The following is a 19,275-nucleotide window of genomic DNA, read 5'->3' as shown; positions in this document are numbered from 1 at the left end:
GCTTGTTTTTCGGGTGTCATATTTTAGATGGGCGGTTTAGGTATTCCCCTACATTCTCCCAACAACTGGTATATCTGCCAAAGAGGGATGCTCCCATATTACAATCAATGCAGGCTTGGTTGAAGTGCTAAACGGCGGACAAATTATTAGCACTTCTTCAGGCAGTGGACGCGCAGGTAAAATAACAGTCAATGCTACTGACAGAGTGCTTGTCAATGGTACTGATGCAGAGTTTAATGAACGCCTTGACAAATTTCTGCAAGATTTACTAATTTTGGCTCTGGTAGTGGCTTTTTTGTGCTTGCTTCCAGTTCCGGTATTGCAGGTGATATCGAAGTAACCTCACCCACAATTACTTTAGACAACAAAGGAAAATTCATCGCTGAATCTTTCTCAGGAAATGGCGGCAATATTAACTTACAAGCAAGAGACTTGTTATTACTACGCCGTGGTAGTCAAATCTCCACCAGCGCGGGTATTGATAAAAAAGGTGGCGATGGCGGTAACGTCAATATCAACGCTAAGTTTATCATCGCCATTCCCAATGAAAACAGCGATATTAACGCCAACGCCTTTCAAGGACGCGGTGGAAATGTTGAAATCAACTCTCAAGGTATTTTCGGTATCGAGTCGCGGACAAAACCAACCGAAAAAAGTGATATTACAGCCAGTTCTGAACAAGGCGTTTCAGGTGTAATCAACATTAACGCACCCGATACCAGTTCCATTCAAAACAGCTTCACCGAATTACCCCCAGTCATCGACACCAACGCACTCATCGCCAATAGTTGCATTTCTCGCGGCACAAAGCGACAAGAAAACTCTTTTACCATTACAGGTTCTGGTGCTTTAACCACTAATCGTCCTGGTGTTTTGGTTTCTAACTACACAACTAGTGAAGTAAGAGGTATCGAAACTACATCCCGTCTCTGGAAAAAAGGCGATCCGATCATTGAACCTACTGGTGTATATCGCCTGAATAATGGACAGTTGCTATTAAGTCGAGAATGTTCTTAATTTTGGATAAAGTTGAGCTAAAATCATGACGGAAAGAAGCCTATAATTCCTAAATATGTATCTCTATGCAAGATGCATACATCGTTCACACAAATGATAAAAATTACAAATTTCAACAGTGCTGGTAAACTGACCGCTCTTTTGTTCCTGATAACTCTCTTCCTCACACCTTGTGTGATTGTAAATGCAGGAGAACGTGGTGTATTAATGAAATTTGGCGAAGTACAAAACCAGATATTAGGAGAAGGACTTCACTTAATTATTCCTGTAGTTAATACTGTGAAAAAGTTGAGTATTAGAGTCCAAAAACAGGAAATTTCTACTGAGGCTTCTTCCAAAGATTTACAAAATGTTTTTGCTGATGTCGCTCTTAATTGGCATATTATTCCCCAGGAAGCAAATGCCATTTTTCAAGAAATTGGAGATGAACAAAATGTAGTTATTCGGATTATTAATCCAGCAATTGAAGAAGTACTAAAAGCAGTAATCGCAAAGTATACTGCCGAAGAAATTATTACTAAACGAGGAGAAGTCAAAAGTGGAGTAGATGATACATTGTCCACACGACTGGGTAGCTATCACGTTGCAGTTGATGATATTTCTCTAGTTCATGTGCATTTTTCAGAACGATTTGGTGAGGCGGTGGAGGCAAAGCAGATTGCTGAACAAGAAGCAAAACGAGCAGAGTTTATCGCACTGAAAGCAACAAAAGAGGCTGAGACAAAAGTTAATTTAGCCAAAGGAGAGACTGAGGCACACAGATTATTACGTGATGGTTTAACTCCAGAAATCCTGCAAAGGCAAGCAATAGAAAAATGGAATGGTAAGTTGCCATTAATTGTAAGTAAGGAGCCTCCAAAATTGTTGAATTTAAGTGAACTTTTAAAATTTGACGAAAATTGATCTTCTTGCTAGCTGATTTGCTCTCTATCCAGAGACTTAAAACCCAGATTTATTGAATAAGTCAGTTTTTTGTTCGTAACTCCTCCATTTACTGCTATATCTGCTATATATACATAGTATGGGTGTATAGATATGCATTTATACTATCAATTCCTTGTAGGAAGGTAATAAACTAAATTAACTGTTGGAGAATAAAATAGGAGAATCAAGAATTTTCAACTGGATCAACAGTATAATCAACAGCGTATAAACTGTCGAAGAAATTAAACCTGTGAATAATTCTTTTTTGAGATTATGCTCTTGAGATTCTTTTTGAAAAATGTCTTTTGAACCGAACTGCATCAAGAGAATTCCTACAATATTAGAGAGCCAGTATCCCATAATTGAACAAGGTAAAAGCAATTTTGGGGAAAGTAAACTACATACATACCCAAAACCATAAGCTATTGGCAAATTGAATAGTAAGTCATTCCACCAACACAGTGGTGATAATAAATATCCTAGTACTAGTAAAAATCCACCTCTGAGTTTTTTGAAAATATCTTTTTTGAACTCTACTGGAGTAGACTGTTGTAATTGCTGTAGTGCTGTGTCTCTTGTTACATTCAACTCTTGACTAACGTTTTGGACGCCTTCCATAAAATAACCACTATTTCTATCGTCTTAGTGTAGTTTAATATATAAACTAAATTAACGTCTAGTACACAAGTGATGATATTTTGGCTTTTTAATGCTGAAAGTTTTACCACTGGATAGTCTTAGCAAAATTGTAAAAAGCAAAATTGAGTTTAAATCAACTGCAACTTCATGATATCTGAATTTCTGCTAGAGACACATCAGTTAGTTCGCTTCTTGCAGAATCTAGGTTTTTCCTTGAATATCTGAGTGAGATAGAACAATTTATACACAATTGAGACAATCAACGCTATTTATTGCTAAATAAGTTTCAAAATAAATATATATCTTCCTAAATCATAGCACACGATGAGTTGCAACACCTATACTGCAATAGCCAGAGCCTTATTAAGTTGGGGTGAATATTGAGTTGCAAAGTTTTTATGTTTTTGCATATCGCAGGGGCAGAAATTTGAACTAATAATAGCTACAATAAAAGTGCTGAGGTATCTTAATCGAAAAATGATAGATTTAACTCCAAACAGCACCTTTTTAATAACAGGAATTGTTTTTATAACGATTGCTGTCATCGGGCAGTCTAAATTAGCTTTTATTGAAATAAATCCTGGTTGTTTTGGAAGAATTTTGGCTTTACTTATTGGTATTTCGCTCCTATTATATGCTTTAGGAATACTCAATTTTTCAACAGTAAATTTGGATTTATTAAGAACTTTTCTGACAGAACAAATAAAACAGAGTATAAGTTCAATTAATGACCTTTTGCAAGGTTTGTAATAGATCATAAATAAACTTTTCTGTCTGCATCTTACAGCAATTTTCAGGTAAATAGACCACAGTGGTTGAACTAACTGAAGGCATTATCTTCGGTAATCTAATTGACAACAAGAGCCATTGCTGAGTTGAGTGAGTTGAGTGTGGGTGTCTCACAGCCACGGAGAAATTGCTTCAGTTTCGACCAACACAGTTCTATGAGAGATAAATCTGGAGACTAGGTACTCTCTTGATTTTATATAATTTTCGACTTCTTAATTTATTTCCTGACCAGTCGGAATGGCAGACAGGGAGCGAGAAATTTAATGAGTAGAGCTATATCCATTGGTTTATGATATCTATCTCAGAAATGTAGATTTTTACTGAGTATATTAACGCTTTTTCTCTTATCACCTTGATTCTTTTACCTAGATGCGAAATTTGCCCAGTAATCGCTGCCAAGCTAGTTCTTTTGTCGCTTCATCCCAATGCCAGCGCAATAAATTAGCGGGTTGACTCTTGGCAATTCCAGGCAAACCAATCGCTTGTCTAGGTGCATCTGTAGCTAATAAAATAGCAGTCTCCACATCACAAATGCCCCACTTTACCAAATTCTGCACTCCCACTAATAAGGGTAAAGTCGTCCCCGATAAAGTGCCATCAGCTAGTCGTGCTGTACCGTTTTGAACTCCGATTTGCCGACTGTCCCAAGGATAGATACCATCGGGTAGCCCCAGAGGTGAAAGGGCATCGCTAACGAGGAACAGCCCTTTTTCTTGATAGCTAGCGCGAAGTAATATTTGTAGCATCGTGGGCGAAACGTGCTCACCATCAGCAATAAAACCACACATCACATTAGGATGGGTAATTGCTGCCCCTAATAATCCTGGTTCGCGGTGATGTAACGGTGGCATAGTGTTGAAAGCATGAGTTACCATCGTTGCACCGAGTTCAAAAGCAAGTTGCGCTAGGGCTGATGTTGCCTGAGAATGTCCTAAACTAACGGTAATTCCCAAAGAACGCAAATATGGAATTACTTCACCAGTGGGATCTAACTCCGGCGCTAAAGTGATGACTTTCACAACATGGGCATAATCTCCCAAAACCCGCTTCACCTCATCAATTGTTAAGGGTAACAAGTACTCTGCCGGGTGTGCGCCGCGCTTTTGGTAACTCAAAAATGGGCCTTCTAGATGTACTCCGAGAACCTTGGCAGATAACCTCACCCCTAACCCCTCTTTGTTGACAGAGAGGGGAGTAAAATTAGCAATGACTGCAAGCGATCGCTGAATCTTTTCTATTGAAGTTGTCACAAGTGTCGGTAAAAATCCATCTACCCCGACATCCCACAAAAATTGCGTTATTTTCTGGAGTACATGAGCATTTTCAGCCGTTAAATCAGGAAATGCCAGACCCAACGCACCGTTAATTTGCAAATCAACGCCACCCAATGAAATCCAGTCACCTGCAACATCTATCACGGATGTACAGATGTCCTTTTCTACTGTACCCATTGGCAAGATTTGCTCAATTATGCCCTCTTGATTAACCAAGAGCATCTGCAAATCTTTGTAACCAGGTACTCTAGCATTGATAATATCTACAGGATTTTGTGTTGCTTGGGTCATTACACTGACGAGAAGATAGCTAAATCTGATTTTAGATGCAACCAACATCAATGAATCAATTCAAACAACGCCAATAGATGAGATGATGATCCGCATCACCTAGCTTCCATAAGCTAACTCAAATAATTTTGAATTTTAAATTTTGAATTTTAAATTATTATGACTCGCCTAGTTGGTATTATCATGGGCAGCGATTCCGATTTGCCCACTATGAAAGATGCGATCGCAGTTTGTGAAGAATTTGGTATTGAGAGCGAAGTGGCGATCATTTCTGCTCACCGTACCCCAGAACGTATGGTACAATATGCTCAACTTGCACACCAACACGGTATTAAGGTAATTATTGCAGGTGCCGGTGGTGCTGCCCATCTACCTGGAATGGTAGCGTCTTTAACTCCCCTTCCTGTGATCGGTGTTCCTATACCCACTCGGAACTTACAAGGTGTAGATTCTTTGTATTCTATTTTACAGATGCCTGGTGGTATTCCTGTGGCAACAGTAGCGATCGGTAATGCCAAAAATGCCGGACTTTTAGCAGTACAAATCCTTGCAACTCATCAACCAGAATTGCTAGAAAAAGTGCAACAATATCGCCAAACCTTATGTGAATCTGTAATTGCAAAGCAAGCAAAACTAGAACAACTAGGCTATGAGCAATATTTACAGCAGATGTTTTAATAAATATTAATACCAGAGCAGCAGAGGAGCTAGACTGTTTATTTTTGAGGATCATTTGGAATATCTCAGCCTTAAATTCTAAGATTGAAGCGATCGCTCCAGAATCAATGCAGCATTCTGAAGTATCTTGATCCTGAGACCTTAGTCAAAAATTGAGAGCTAATGTGCCAATTGCTCGGAATGAATTGCAATGTTCCAACGGATATTTGCTTTTCTTTTGAAGGGTTTTCTGCACGGGGAGGAAAAACGGATGACCATAGCGATGGTTGGGGTATTGCTTTCTTTGAAAGAAAGGGATGTCGAATGTTTTTAGACGCTCAACCTTCTGTTGTTTCTCCGGTAGCGGAGTTTGTACGAAGTTATCCTATCCACTCAACCCATGTCATAGCCCATATCCGCAAAGCTACTCAGGGTGAAATTGCCCTACACAATTGTCATCCTTTCCGCAGAGAATTGTGGGGTCAGTATTGGGTGTTTGCCCACAACGGTAATTTGCCAGATTTTGCTCCAGAAAATTTGGGCTTTTATCAAGCTGTAGGTGATACTGATAGTGAAAAAGCATTCTGTATGATCCTAGAAACATTGCGATCGCGCTTTCCGAAAGGTAAGCCCAATATAAAGGAACTGTACTCTGTGCTACAAGAAATTACTGCTGTAATTGCGAAAGTGGGTATATTTAATTATTTATTGTCAGATGGAGAACACTTTTTTGCTTATTGCTCAACTAATCTCAGCTACATTATTCGTCAAGCGCCCTTTGCTGCTGCCCATTTAATTGACCAAGACATGACGGTAGATTTTCGGGAAGTGACTACTGAACGCGATCGCGTCGCTGTCATTGCTACTACACCCCTAACTGACAACGAAGTTTGGACACAGATCCAACCAGAGGAATTACTAGTTTTTCAGGACGGGCTGCCTATGAAATATGCATTCACTTAAGAATCTGATCGTGTTAGCAAATTCAAAAATTAACCAGATATTTTTCCCATTTAGATAATTTCTAAATGGGTTTTGTTTTTCATACTTTTTTTATTGAATAATTTACAGCTATTTTTAGGTAAATAAACTAGCTATCTATTTAGGGGAATAGCAAGCAATACTCATGTGTATCAACTTAAGTTAAAAGCTATAGCAATCTGAATTGAAACATGAGAAAATACTGAGATAAAAACTAAGTATTTATAAGCTTTTCAGCCATTTTATCAGGGCAAACGCATCTAAAGTATAAGAATCCTTTAATAGCAAGGGTTTTGGCGGTTTTAAATTTAGCCTATTTTTTCGTCAATATCCTTGTTCAGCAAGGGTTTCAGAAATACCGTGCGTTCGCCCTGGCCATTTTATTTCTCACAACTGATTTAGGATTGCTATAGTAGGCAAAAAAGCTTTAATATATTGCCTCGTTCTTAGTCAGAGACTAGGAACGCCCTCTGTAAGGCTCTGCCTTATACCGTTTCACTTTAATAGTAATACAAATACGTTAGTGAATTTATTTTTGGAAGTCCTTTTAGGAGGAGTCAGTGCCGCTCAATATTTCTCGCATTCATGAGATTGTAGTGATCGCCTGATTCATATTTTGATTCAGCAATACTAAAGTAATATAAATACTGGACATTAATAAATAGTGAGTTTGTTATTTTCAGTCAATCTATAACAACATTTAAGATGCACTATACTTTATATGATTTAACCACTTTTACCCCGCACGTTTCTTCCAAAACAGTTAAGAAAACATCTATATCCTTCTTTTTTAAAATGTGGTTTTCTCCAAACTCATCTTTAACCCTTTGTTTTACCTCAGGAGTTGCTTCGCTCTCAGAGCAGTATGCTCTTTTCACCTTGTTTATGATTTCTATGTCCCCGCTGCTTTCTGCTATGTAAACAATAGATTTCAGATTTTTTGCTTCATTACACTTACTACGTGTATAATCTTCAACCACCTTCTCCAAAGCTGAAATTTTATTGATTCTTTTTGGTGTAATATCAACAGCCGTGTTACCACGTATGATTTCTACCATGTCAGCTAATCCTTGTTTTGAAAGTAATTTAAATATCTTTTCATAAAGCTTATCAACTGTTTCTGTTTTAAAAGGGTTTACGGTTACTATAAACGATTTAGGTTCAAATTCTATATCACTTAATTCTTTTTTTAGTACTGACTTAATGTTGTGCATGAGCAATTCATCTTCTTGATTCAACCGAGATTTTGTTATTTTAGAAAATGGATAATACACAGCTGCTCCCATTTCAATAATGAAAGGCACATCTAGATCATCATTAGCCAGTCCTAATATTTGAGCAAGTAATTCAACATATCCTTGAGAGCGTCCAGTACATATAACAATAGGCGGAAATTTATTTCCTTTATCTGTTTTAAGGAAATCGCAATACGCTCTCACTTTAGCAATTTTTACTATATCGATAGATCCCCTATATGCAGTAGATATACAACCTTCAACATTAGTTCCAATCAGAATAGGAAATTCCCCTGATACTTCATAAGTACGAATAGAACGCCGACATATTTTGTCAAATTCTGAAGATGTTATTCCATCTTGAATGACTCTGTTTATTATACCAATGAGGTTTATCGATGAATATCCCACTAACCCTATACCAGCTTTACCTAAAATAGCTCCTAGTGGAGATAGTGTTGAATTTAATACATTTGATAAAACTACAGCAAACGCACCAACAATAAACCAAAATCCTTGGAGAGGTAATTCCTCTTTATCATTACGTTTGACCATAAACTTTTATCCAAGTTGATTGAACACCAGCTAATAAGTATTGAAGCATTGCTCTTACCGATAACTTAGAAAAGACTAACTCCTTATTACTATATAGAACTCCTATCTCTCTTTCATGACTCTAGGTAGAGTAAAATGAAGGTAAAAGGCTGAAAGCAGGGCTGGAAGAATGACACAGCCAAAAATACCTAAGATCGCATTCATAATCTAAATTTTTAATTAAGATACAAAGATTATCATTCCTACTAAATGAAGATTTTATCGCCTTTTCAATTACCAATTACAATATTGGAATCGTTTTAAGAATAAAAAGCAATACTTCTCGGATAAGAGTTGAGTCATCCTAGATTCAGATCCCCCCGCCTACGGCGACCCCCTTTCCAAGAGGAGTTTTCTCAAAAATTAGCTATTCTCTAGCAAGTTGCTTGATGCCTTAGGTAGCTGATTGCGATGCCTACGGCGGGCTGCGCTATGCAATTTGATAGTTGAAAGTAAAAGTATTTGTAATTCTTCACAGAACTGGTAGAATCACCATATTCTTGGTAAAGAATATGAGGTTTTTTGGTGTTTATAACTAGATACATGCAATCATCCAGTATTATAAACAGTATATAACTGTATTCCCATCAATTATTTGTAGAATTCGTGGAGGAAATAGAATGAGTTTGTGGCAACGCCTATTGAAAAGATTACAAGCGATCGCGTTCAATAGAACGTATCGGTTCAGACTAAATTCGCTCAAAAGCTTTGTATCACTCTTTTTGGTAGGTACTGTATTAAGTGTAGCCCTTGCCGCCTGCTCCGGTGGAGGAACTGGGAATAATTCTGCCTCTGAAACTCCTGCTGCTAGTGCTACTCCTGTGGCTGCAAGTAAAGATAATGTTCAACTAACTCTAGTTTCCTTTGCTGTCACCAAAGCAGCTCACGAAGCAATTATTCCTAAGTTTGTAGAACAGTGGAAGAAAGATCATAACCAAACTGTCACCTTCAAGCAAAGCTATGGCGGATCTGGTTCCCAAACTCGTGCTGTTATCGATGGTTTGGAAGCAGATGTTGTTCACTTGGCGCTAGCTGGAGACACCACAAAGATTGAGAAGGCTGGATTGATTCAACCAGGATGGGAGAAGGAAGTTCCCAACAATGGTATTGTTTCCAAATCTGTTGCAGCAATAGTCACTCGTTCCGGTAATCCTAAAGGCATCAAGAACTGGCAAGATTTAGCCAAAGACGGTGTGAAATTGATTACTGCTAACCCCAAAACTTCTGGCGGTGCTAAGTGGAATTTCTTAGCACTATGGGATTCTGTAATTAAAACAGGTGGCGATGAGGCTAAAGCAACTGAATTTGTGACTAAAGTTTACAAAAATGTGCCAATCTTGCCTAAAGATGCGCGGGAAGCTACTGATACATTTGCCAAGCAAGGGCAGGGAGATGTCTTAATCAACTACGAAAACGAAGTGATTTTGGCACAGCAAAAGGGCGAGAAGGTTGAGTATGTCGTTCCCGATGTGAATATATCCATTGACAATCCGATCGCTGTGGTAGATAAAAACGTTGATAAGCACGGAACCCGCGAAGTTGCTGAAGGTTTTGTGAAATACCTCTATAGCCCAGAAGCACAGCAAGAGTTTGTTAAATTGGGATTCCGTCCTGTAGATGAGACTTTAGCTCAAAACAAGGAAGTCACAGACAAATTTCCCAAGCTGAAAACTCTCGGTACAGTTGCAGACTTAGGCGGTTGGGGAGCAATCGATCAGAAGTTCTTCGCAGATGGGGGCGTGTTTGATAAGATTCAAGCCCAAGCTAAACGGTAATTAGTCATTGGTCAATGGTCGGTGGTCAGTAGAAAAAACAACCGACCACTGACAAAAAACTTTTTTTGAAATTAAAATTTTGAATTTTTGACTATGACGACTGTATCTCCTTCTGTGGAAGTTGAACGCGAAACGCCATTCTGGAAAAGATTGGGGCGGGTTCCGTGGACTTGGCGAATCACCATTGCATACCTGACGGTGATGTTGTTTATCCCAATTGCTGCCATGTTCCTGAAAGCAAGTACGGAACCTCCGGCGAGATTTTGGGCGATCGCAACCAGTGATATCGCATTAGACACCTACAAGGTAACTTTTGTGACGGCAATATTTGCTGCCTTACTCAATGGCGTATTTGGAACTTTGATTGCTTGGGTTCTGGTTCGTTACGACTTTCCCTTAAAGCGCTTGATTGACGCCACAGTGGATTTACCCTTTGCACTACCAACTGCTGTAGCAGGGCTAACCCTGGCAACAGTTTACAGCGATAATGGCTGGCTAGGTTCGCTACTAGCACCACTGGGAATTAAGGTGTCTTTTACCCGCACGGGAGTAGCAGTAGCAATGATATTTATCTCACTACCTTTTATTGTGAGAAGTGTGCAACCCGTACTTCAGGAAATGGAACATGAAATTGAAGAAGCCGCCTGGTGTTTGGGTGCTTCTCAATGGCAGACTTTTTGGAAAGTGATTTTGCCACCTTTATTTCCCACGATTTTAACTGGTGTTGCCTTGGGTTTCTCCCGTGCAGTTGGCGAATATGGGTCAACTGTGATTATCTCTTCCAATACACCATTCAAAGATTTGATTGCACCTGTGCTGATTTTCCAGCGATTAGAGCAGTATGACTATTCTGGTGCAACAGTAATTGGCATAGTTTTACTATCAATTTCGCTGGTGCTGCTATTGGCGATTAATTTCTTACAAGCATGGGCAAGGCGATATGACAGTAGATAAGCCAAGTTTTCACTCATCATCTGGGTCTGATACAGATACAGCCAAGCCGAAACAACAGAAGAGTTGGGTGCCAATAGTTTTAATTAGTATAGCGATCGCCTATTTAGCCCTAGTTCAATACATCCCGGCAATTAACGTTTTTGTGCAAGCTTTTAGTAAGGGTGTTGGGCCGTTTCTGTCTAACCTGACGCGACCAGCTTTTATCCATGCAGCTTGGCTGACACTGTTGTTAGCTTTGATTGCTTTGCCTGTGAATACAGTGTTTGGACTATGTGCAGCTTGGGCGATCGCTCGTCATAAATTTCCTGGACGCGCCGTAGTTTTGAGCATTATAGACCTGCCCTTTTCAATTTCGCCCGTAGTTGCAGGATTAATGATTGTCCTACTTTACGGACGGAATGGGTGGTTTGGCCCTTGGCTCCAGGCCCATGATATCAAGGTTATCTTTGCCTTTCCAGGTATGGTGCTAGCTACAGCCTTCGTGAGTATGCCCTTTGTGGCGCGGGAAGTGATTCCGGTTTTAGAAGAATTTGGTAAGGATCAAGAAGAAGCTGCTAGAACTCTAGGTGCGAAAGATTGGCAGATATTTTGGCGTGTCACCCTACCCAGTATCCGTTGGGGCTTACTCTACGGTTTAATTTTGACCAATGCCAGAGCAATGGGTGAATTCGGAGCAGTTTCAGTCGTGTCTGGCAACATTGCTGACCAAACCCAGAGCCTACCACTGTTTGTAGAAGACGCTTACAAACAATACGAAACTGAAGCGGCTTTCTCTGCGGCTGTACTGTTAGCGTTGCTAGCAGTAATAACCTTAATACTGAAGGAGATTCTAGAACGCAAAACCCGCATAAAAGATGTTGAATAGAATCCCCAGAGAGTTATACCAATTCGCAATTCGCTTTTTCACCCATTCGCAATTGAGAAATTTAAATACAGCAAGGCAATCCCTGCTTACATATGTTGCCTTATTTTAGAGAATTGGTATTACTCACTGAAGCAAGAATCAATGAAATGCTTTCCTGTTCAGCATTCAAGCCTTACATGAGCGTCTTTGACAAATTCGGCTTTGGGTTACGAGTGCGATCGTGGCTGCTCACGAGAATTTACCCCTTTGAGTCGTTCTTGGGTGTCAACGGTAAGCCAATTATTAAATAGACATCTCCGAAAAAAAATCTGAAACCCTTGTCTGTCTGGATGAAAACCTAATTTATGGAGATGTCTAATATGAAGTGCGGTAGGTGAAGAAAACGGAGCGCGATGCCTACGGCAGCAAGCTACACAAAAATGGAGAAACTACATACAGTCCGACGTTTAGCTGGCGATACCAAACGAATTAAACGCAACCGCAGCCGCGACACTTTCAAAATGTGTTTGGGTATGGGTACTGTCTTAGAGGCTGTCTCTAAAGAAATGTAAAGAAAGTAAAGTAAGGCGATCACTACAAATAAAAATTGATTTTGAAGTAATAGGTAGTGGTCTAAACAATAACGTGCAAAGGGTATCCAAGTGATGTAATGATGCAGAATGGGTAATTATAGAGCCTTTGCTTCCCGGTTTACAACCCATTGGTCGCCGTGAAGTAAATTTACGCTCGTATGATCAATGTAATTTTCTACGTTCTGCACCAGAGATGTACGTGGCGTGCATTGCCAGATGACTTACCACCAACACACAACCGTTTATAACTATTTTCGCCATTGGCAACGTTTAGGGGTGTGGCAAAAAATTCATATACAATTACGACACCAGGTTCGTGAAAGCATAAATAAAAAAGAAGATCCAACTACTGGAATCATTGATAGTCAATCAGTGAAGACTGCAGAGAAAAAGGAGCCAGTGCGTTGGGCGGCAAGCCACTCTTGTTGCAACTGGCGTGGGAGGTATATGGTTATGACGGTGGAAAACAAGTATTGGGACGTAAACGCAATATATTGTTGATACTTTAGGACTAGTCCTAGCAATTATCGTCACGGAAGCTAATTGTCCAGAACGTTTAGGAGGTGCAGCCGTCGTTGTGCTTACCTCAATGGATTATTGTCGGTTTGAGCTACTTCAAAAACTGAGATGCTCCCATCTTAAATTTAATCGAAGCTATGCGTTCAGTACTTTGATAAGAAAAAGATTCGATGGTTAGTAAGCCAACTTCTCCCAGAGACTTAACATGAGTTCCGCTACAAGGATTTGCATCATAATTCTCAATAATAATTATTCGTACTTTTCCCTTGAGATTAAGATTTGAATTTATGCGAAATTTGTCCGTATGTTCTTCTTTAGCAATATCTAAGCTTGGATAGTTTTTTGCTTCAATACTTGCATTACCATCGATAGCGTTTAGCGCAATGTCAAGTACTAAAGAGCAATTTTCCTCAGTAAATTCTTCTTCTGAAGTAAATAAAATTTTACAGCTACTAAGATCGTTCTCAATTTCCATACCTTGAGGTTCATATCCAAGTACAGTTTGTCTTGCTGCTGACATTAGTATATGACCGCCCGTATGGTAACGCATTAAGCAATAACGTCGCTCCCAGTCTAAAATAGAGTTGACCTCTTCTCCATAAAATTCATCTAGAGAAACTAATGCTGAAGAATCTAAGACTAGATTTGTAACCCCTTTTATTTTAATGATATCTTCAACTTTATAATTAATTTTGTTAATTATAACAGTACCGTGATCTCTAGGCTGCCCTCCTCCAGAAGGATGAAAAATATTTTCAGCTAAAGCAATTGCAGGAAGATTGTTAATTATATGAAAGCTTTCCACGTATGATGTATGCTCTCTTAGATAGCTATCATATAAGAATTTTTGAACACTCATTGTTTATCTCCTTTATAAATCGATAGTTTTCTCTGAAGTGATGTACATACGATTCAAATGTCTTGCTCTTTGAACTGACTCTTTTTTATAACCCTCTCTACCATGCAAAAGAGTTTGGTTATTAATAAAAATAAAAGATCCTTCTGGTATTTTTAATTTAAAAAGACTTTGATGAATTGAATCTAATAATTCATTAACGGCATTAACTGCTAGTTGTGTTTTGTTTACGTACTCCAGCCTGTCGCGTCGAAAGCGGATACTCCATCCATAGGAATCTTCGTAAGAAAGTATTGGAATAGCTTTGCTAGCAGCTCCTTGGTAATGTTGTGGAGGAGTAAATCGAAAATTATTTTTTTTAAGTTCCCGTTTCGCTGAATTACTAAGAATAGCAGCTATGGTTTTAGCCTCACAAAAAGTAGGGCAACCACTTGTTCTCGGATCATCATTGATATAATGAACAGCCATAATATTTGGAGGATTATCAACGTATGACAAATCTGTATGAGCAGAAAAATCAATTAGATTTTGATAAGAGGGGTAAATACAAAGGTCTTGTGGATTTTCTCTAATAGCCATAATGTGACTTCCTTCCTCTGGATAGTGTTGAATATTACCTGCCAGAGAACCTAATAATGTCTCTATTCTCCATAAATGAAACACCTTCGGTAAATTTTTAATAATTAACAGATTACAATTATTATTTTGGATATTACCTGTTTTAGTTAATCCTTGAATGCACTTAATTAAGTTAGGTATTTGAGGTTTTATTTTTGGAGATAATTGCGATGCAGTTTTAACTAAAAAATCTATACTGTCTGAAAATTCTTTATCAAAAAATGGATTTTCTAATGCTTTAAGGAGGACATTTTTTTCTTCACAATCTAAGATGTAAATTAGATAATGGAAAGTCTTGCCATTATTATTAGTGAGTTTCCTAACTTCATCACCTTTAACACTAAAATCATAAAAAGCATCGAATAAGCACCCCTGTTCAAAATTTTTAGTTTTATTAGTTTTCTGGGAAGACATAAACAGAAGTTATATTTTCTTTAGAAAATATCCTTTTTATTATTGATTACTGTAATAATTATAACTCCGGTTCGCCGATTCTTCCCGTAGTTAGGAAAGCATACCTTTAGACATATTTCCAAAAAAGAGCAAGTAGATATATGTTCGGTATTATGGCAACAAAACCCATAATTACAAACGAACGAGTATATAATACAGCACATTTCAGGTAAATGAAAATACATGGGTAGGGGCAGAACATGTTCTGCCCCTAAGATTATCTGTATATCCGTGCTGTTAGCACAAATAGGGGGGTTGGCTCCTCTACCTTTCTAGGGAAGGGGTTTAGACGGTTAGGTTTCGTGTCGGTTTTTCTACATGACGTGAAAAGTCAGTTTCGATATACTATATTCTTTTCAAGAAAACCCGATCAACGGATTCTTCAAATGGGAGAATCTGTTGATCGGGTTTAGCCATTTGCAAAAAATCGGTTTATAGTCTATCTACTTTGATAGTTCTGGTGTAAGGAGAATTTGGGTTTCAGGAATACGATCAAATGTAGGTGTAGACCAGCGATTAACTACTTTGCCCAGAACTGACATTTCTTGAACTAAGCGGTCAAATTTATCAGGGGTGAGAGATTGGGGCCCGTCAGATAAAGCCTTAGCCGGATTGGGGTGAACTTCAATCATCAAGGCATCTGTACCCGCGGCGATCGCAGCCATTGCCATCGATGGAACATATTCAGACCTACCAGTACCATGACTGGGATCAATCATAATCGGTAAATGGGTCAGCGATCGCAATACTGGAAGCACTGATAAATCTAAAGTATTGCGGGCATATTTACCATCAAAGGTTCTAATTCCCCGCTCACAAAGAATTACATTCGGATTTCCAGATGCCAAAATATATTCTGCCGCCATCAACCACTCGTCAATTGTGGCAGACATTCCCCGCTTCAGCAGCACGGGTTTATCTTGAGCGCCTACCTTTTTCAGCAGCGAAAAATTGTGCATATTCCTAGCTCCAATTTGGATGATGTCAGCTGTTCTCGCTACTGCTGATAAATCGGCAGCATCCATCAGTTCTGTGACGATACCCAAACCAGTAGCTTCCCGCGCTGCTGCTAACAAATCTAAAGCGCTTTCACCATAACCTTGAAAGGCATAAGGTGAAGTACGAGGTTTGTAAGCTCCGCCACGCAGAAACTGTGCTCCTGCTGCTTTCACCCGCTTTGCCGTTTCGACAATCATCGCTTCATTTTCAACGGAACAAGGCCCAGCTACCACTACAATCGGATGATGTTCGCCGAAATAAATATCACCGTTAGGTGTTGGTACAACGACCTCGCTGGCTTCTCCATCTCGGAATTCTCGGCTTACCCGCTTGAAAGGTTGCTGCACTCGTACTACTTGCTCAATCCAAGGGCTAAATTCCTGAACCTGCAATTTATCGATGCTAGTGGTATCACCAATTAGCCCCAGCACAATTTTATGAGTGCCAACGCTTTTTTCTACTGTCACTTTCCAAGTTTGACTCAGTTCATGACTGATGCGAGTAATTTCCTCAACAGGCGTACCAGTCTTAAGTATGATAATCATCTGTTTTTCCTTGTGTATAGTTTGGGTGGGCTAATCTTTACAGGTCGATGCATTAACGTTGCAGGTCGATGCATTGGCATTGCAGGTCAATGTATTGGCATTGCAAGTCGATGTATTGGCATTGCAAGTCGATGTATTGGCATTGCAAGTCGATGCATTAACATTGCAGGTCGATGCATTGGCATTGCGGGTTAACAGTGTAGGGCAGCTTTAGAAGACTTGCGTGTACACCGTAGCTCCTTGTAAGAGAAATTTATCTAGCGCAAAAATTCCGCAAGTTGTTCTAGTTTTGTCCAAGCTGCGCCGCTTTGCAGAATTTCTTTGGCAAGGGCAATACCTTTAACACAACTTGCTAAAACATCCGTTTCCCCATGAATGGCTTCACCAACTTGCAGGGCCAAGGCTGTATTCAAAGCTACTACATCCTGCTGCGCTTGCGTACCTTTACCTTGCAAAACTGCCTTCAAGATTTCAGCATTTTCTGGGACATCTCCACCAGACAACGCCGCAGTCGGTGCAAAACTCAAACCCAATTCTTGAGGATTGAGCGTTAGAGAACGCACTTTTTTATCTTGGAGTACAGCCAAGTCGGTGACATCTGCCAAACCAGCTTCATCTAAACGTTCCCGTCCGTGGAGTGCGATCGCTTGCTGACATCCCAATTGGGATAAGGCTTGAGCAATCTTTTCCAGTAAAAGCGGGTCATTCACACCAATAATTTGCCCCGTCGGTCGCATCGGATTTACTAGCGGGCCGAGCAAGTTAAAAACAGTCCGCACTTTCAAAGTTTTTCGCAAAGTAGCGATCGCTTTGAGTGCAGGATGCCAGCCGGGAGCAAACAAAAAGGTGATTCCAACTTCGCCAACTGCGGCTTGTACTTTTTCAGGAGTAGCGTTGAGATTTATACCCAAAGCTTCCAGCACATCAGCAGAACCAGTCTTGCTGGATGCCGAACGATTGCCATGTTTGGCAACCTTTACCCCAGCAGCAGCAGCGACAAAGGCAACAGCAGTGGAAATATTAAAGGTTGAAGCACCATCTCCACCAGTTCCACAGGTGTCTATTAAGGGAGTATGTAGAGACGCAATTAATTGCGTCTGAGAAGATTGAGATTGTAAGACGGTGGCCATGCCAACTAATTCTTCGGCAGAGACGCCTTTTGCTTGAATTGCGGCTAAAATCGCTCCTGATAAAACATGGGGAATCGCATCTGTAAGCCAACCTTGCATCAAATCCGCAGCTTGGGAAACTGTCAACGATTGCCGATTTAGCAACTGTTCTAATAAAGCTGGCCAGTTGTAGAGATCAGGAAGGATGGAGATGTTTTCAGGTTGAGTTACAGCTGTCATATTTATTGGGCATGGGGCATGGGGTATGGGGCATTGGGCATTGGTTATTGGTCATTGGTCATTTGAAGAAGCACAAATGACAAATGACAAATGACGATAAAAAGAGAAAATTAAGGAATTAGGACTTTGGCAACGGTTTGCACATCTTTGTCACCTCTGCCGGAACAATTGATGACGATGCGGAGATTGCCTGTTAATTGAGGACAAAGGGTTTCTAAATAAGCGATCGCATGAGCCGTTTCTAAGGCTGGAATAATCCCTTCTAATTGCGAAAGCCTTTGAAATGCATCTAAAGCCTGTTTATCGGTAACACTGTAATACTCGGCGCGACCATAATCCTTTAAATAACTATGCTCAGGGCCAACACCGGGATAATCCAATCCGGCACTAATTGAATGAGCTTCGATTACTTGACCGTCATCATCTTGCAGTAAATAGCTCATTGCACCGTGCAATACACCTACTTTACCTTTTGTCAAGGTAGCTGCGTGTTTTTCTGTATTTACACCTTCACCCGCCGCTTCGACTCCGATTAGACGCACCGAAGGTTCATGCACAAACTCATTGAATAAGCCGATCGCGTTGGAACCTCCACCCACGCAAGCCAGTAAAATATCTGGTAGTCCTCCCCATTTTTCTTGGCATTGAGCGCGAGTTTCTACACCAATTACTGCGTGGAAGTCACGCACAATCATCGGGTAGGGATGAGGCCCAGCAACCGAACCCAGGATATAATGAGTTGTTTCTACATTCGTCACCCAATCCCGAATTGCTTCCGAAGTCGCATCCTTGAGAGTTCCTGTACCTGCTTCCACTGGTCGAACTTCTGCACCCATTAATTTCATGCGAAACACATTCAGGGCTTGGCGTTCCATATCCTGGACGCCCATGTAAATCACACATTTCAAACCAAATCGCGCACACACAGTTGCAGTTGCTACGCCATGTTGACCTGCACCTGTCTCCGCAATAATCCGTTGCTTACCCATGCGCTTGGCTAACAAAACCTGAGCCAAAGCATTATTAATTTTGTGAGCGCCTGTATGATTTAAATCTTCGCGCTTTAAATAAATTTGCACTCCCGTGCCATCTGGTCTAGCATAATTTGCTGTCAGGCGTTCAGCAAAATATAATGGGCTGGGTCGTCCGACATAATCACGCATTAAGTTTTGCAATTCTGCTTGAAAACCCGGCTCATTGCAATATTGGTGATACGCCGTTTCCAATTCACTTAATGCAGGCATTAAGGTTTCCGGGACATATTTACCGCCGAATTTTCCAAACCTGCCCAAAGAATCTGGTTGTGCAGTTGCAGTATTGATGTTTAGTATGTTTACCATTGGTTAAAATCCTTTTATGTTCAAGTATT

The 19,275-nt window shown here is 40.0% G+C and carries 18 protein-coding genes and 2 pseudogenes; 11 read left to right on the top strand and 9 right to left on the bottom strand.

Annotated elements, in window-relative coordinates; genetic code table 11:
• Positions 1 to 115 precede the first annotated feature (115 nt).
• The 3 genes from V7K89_RS02010 to V7K89_RS02000 all read left to right on the top strand — a co-directional run bounded on the left by V7K89_RS02010 (position 116) and on the right by V7K89_RS02000 (position 1,920).
• Positions 116 to 340, top strand: a complete 225-nt coding sequence (locus V7K89_RS02010; protein WP_335184082.1) for a hypothetical protein — start codon at positions 116 to 118, stop codon at positions 338 to 340.
• Entirely contained in the window at positions 298 to 1,017 is a 720-nt protein-coding gene (locus V7K89_RS02005) for a hypothetical protein (protein ID WP_335184081.1), read from the top strand. Before V7K89_RS02010 ends, V7K89_RS02005 begins: the two co-directional genes overlap by 43 nt.
• A 93-nt stretch (positions 1,018 to 1,110) precedes the next feature.
• Positions 1,111 to 1,920 (top strand): prohibitin family protein, encoded by an 810-nt coding sequence (locus tag V7K89_RS02000; protein WP_335184079.1) that lies wholly within the window; start codon positions 1,111 to 1,113, stop codon positions 1,918 to 1,920.
• Positions 1,921 to 2,097: 177 nt separating this feature from the next.
• Here the strand turns inward: V7K89_RS02000 and V7K89_RS01995 are convergent, their stop codons facing one another.
• The 3 genes from V7K89_RS01995 to nagA form a co-directional block, all read right to left on the bottom strand.
• Entirely contained in the window at positions 2,098 to 2,559 is a 462-nt protein-coding gene (locus V7K89_RS01995) for a hypothetical protein (protein WP_335184078.1), read from the bottom strand.
• Between the two features lie 359 nt (positions 2,560 to 2,918).
• On the bottom strand, positions 2,919 to 3,233 hold the full coding sequence (locus V7K89_RS01990) for a hypothetical protein (protein WP_335184077.1): 315 nt from the start codon (positions 3,231 to 3,233) through the stop codon (positions 2,919 to 2,921).
• Between the two features lie 501 nt (positions 3,234 to 3,734).
• A complete protein-coding gene (nagA, locus tag V7K89_RS01985) occupies positions 3,735 to 4,934 on the bottom strand; it encodes an N-acetylglucosamine-6-phosphate deacetylase (protein WP_335184076.1) in 1,200 nt (399 codons plus the stop codon).
• Positions 4,935 to 5,093: 159 nt separating this feature from the next.
• On the opposite strand from nagA, the gene purE reads away from it, so the two are divergent.
• Together purE and V7K89_RS01975 are read left to right on the top strand one after the other, a co-directional pair.
• Complete coding sequence (gene purE, locus V7K89_RS01980; RefSeq protein WP_335184075.1) at positions 5,094 to 5,612, top strand: 5-(carboxyamino)imidazole ribonucleotide mutase; 519 nt, start codon at positions 5,094 to 5,096, stop codon at positions 5,610 to 5,612.
• A gap of 162 nt (positions 5,613 to 5,774) precedes the next feature.
• Positions 5,775 to 6,554, top strand: coding sequence for a class II glutamine amidotransferase (locus V7K89_RS01975; protein WP_335184074.1), 780 nt, complete (start codon positions 5,775 to 5,777; stop codon positions 6,552 to 6,554).
• Between the two features lie 728 nt (positions 6,555 to 7,282).
• Here the strand turns inward: V7K89_RS01975 and V7K89_RS01970 are convergent.
• Entirely contained in the window at positions 7,283 to 8,362 is a 1,080-nt protein-coding gene (locus V7K89_RS01970) for a hypothetical protein (RefSeq protein WP_335184073.1), read from the bottom strand.
• Positions 8,363 to 9,021: 659 nt separating this feature from the next.
• On the opposite strand from V7K89_RS01970, the gene V7K89_RS01965 reads away from it, so the two are divergent.
• The 5 genes and pseudogenes from V7K89_RS01965 to V7K89_RS35730 all read left to right on the top strand — a co-directional run.
• Entirely contained in the window at positions 9,022 to 10,176 is a 1,155-nt protein-coding gene (locus V7K89_RS01965) for a sulfate ABC transporter substrate-binding protein (RefSeq protein ID WP_335184072.1), read from the top strand.
• A 93-nt stretch (positions 10,177 to 10,269) separates the two neighbouring features.
• A complete protein-coding gene (cysT, locus tag V7K89_RS01960) occupies positions 10,270 to 11,130 on the top strand; it encodes a sulfate ABC transporter permease subunit CysT (protein ID WP_335184071.1) in 861 nt (286 codons plus the stop codon).
• Entirely contained in the window at positions 11,117 to 11,995 is an 879-nt protein-coding gene (gene cysW / locus V7K89_RS01955; protein WP_335184070.1) for a sulfate ABC transporter permease subunit CysW, read from the top strand. Before cysT ends, cysW begins: the two co-directional genes overlap by 14 nt.
• Before the next feature lie 128 nt (positions 11,996 to 12,123).
• Positions 12,124 to 12,525 (top strand): annotated as a pseudogene (locus tag V7K89_RS35735) (hypothetical protein); the annotation flags it as partial.
• Between the two features lie 384 nt (positions 12,526 to 12,909).
• Positions 12,910 to 13,126: pseudogene (locus V7K89_RS35730) on the top strand (transposase); the annotation flags it as partial.
• Between the two features lie 51 nt (positions 13,127 to 13,177).
• On the opposite strand, the gene V7K89_RS01940 reads toward V7K89_RS35730, so the two are convergent.
• The 3 genes from V7K89_RS01940 to aroF form a co-directional block, all read right to left on the bottom strand.
• Positions 13,178 to 13,945, bottom strand: a complete 768-nt coding sequence (locus tag V7K89_RS01940; protein ID WP_335184067.1) for an alanyl-tRNA editing protein — start codon at positions 13,943 to 13,945, stop codon at positions 13,178 to 13,180.
• Positions 13,946 to 13,957: 12 nt separating this feature from the next.
• Entirely contained in the window at positions 13,958 to 14,974 is a 1,017-nt protein-coding gene (locus V7K89_RS01935) for a TauD/TfdA family dioxygenase (protein WP_335184066.1), read from the bottom strand.
• Positions 14,975 to 15,456: 482 nt separating this feature from the next.
• Positions 15,457 to 16,557, bottom strand: a complete 1,101-nt coding sequence (gene aroF / locus V7K89_RS01930) for a 3-deoxy-7-phosphoheptulonate synthase (RefSeq protein ID WP_335184065.1) — start codon at positions 16,555 to 16,557, stop codon at positions 15,457 to 15,459.
• Positions 16,558 to 16,615: 58 nt separating this feature from the next.
• Between aroF and V7K89_RS01925 the strand changes: the two genes are divergently transcribed.
• Positions 16,616 to 16,771 carry a hypothetical protein gene (locus V7K89_RS01925; protein ID WP_335184064.1) on the top strand — a complete coding sequence of 52 codons (156 nt, stop codon included), beginning with the start codon at positions 16,616 to 16,618 and terminating at the stop codon, positions 16,769 to 16,771.
• A 43-nt stretch (positions 16,772 to 16,814) separates the two neighbouring features.
• On the opposite strand, the gene trpD is transcribed toward V7K89_RS01925, so the two are convergent.
• Together trpD and trpB are read right to left on the bottom strand one after the other, a co-directional pair.
• Entirely contained in the window at positions 16,815 to 17,906 is a 1,092-nt protein-coding gene (gene trpD / locus V7K89_RS01920; protein WP_335184063.1) for an anthranilate phosphoribosyltransferase, read from the bottom strand.
• Between the two features lie 110 nt (positions 17,907 to 18,016).
• On the bottom strand, positions 18,017 to 19,246 hold the full coding sequence (gene trpB, locus V7K89_RS01915) for a tryptophan synthase subunit beta (protein WP_335184062.1): 1,230 nt from the start codon (positions 19,244 to 19,246) through the stop codon (positions 18,017 to 18,019).
• Positions 19,247 to 19,275: the final 29 nt, after the last annotated feature.

Source organism: Nostoc sp. (assembly GCF_036917515.1).
Taxonomy (GTDB): Bacteria; Cyanobacteriota; Cyanobacteriia; order Cyanobacteriales; family Nostocaceae; genus Nostoc.
The sequence above is the reverse complement of the archived record's forward strand: the minus strand, read 5'-3'. Positions and strand labels throughout refer to the sequence as shown.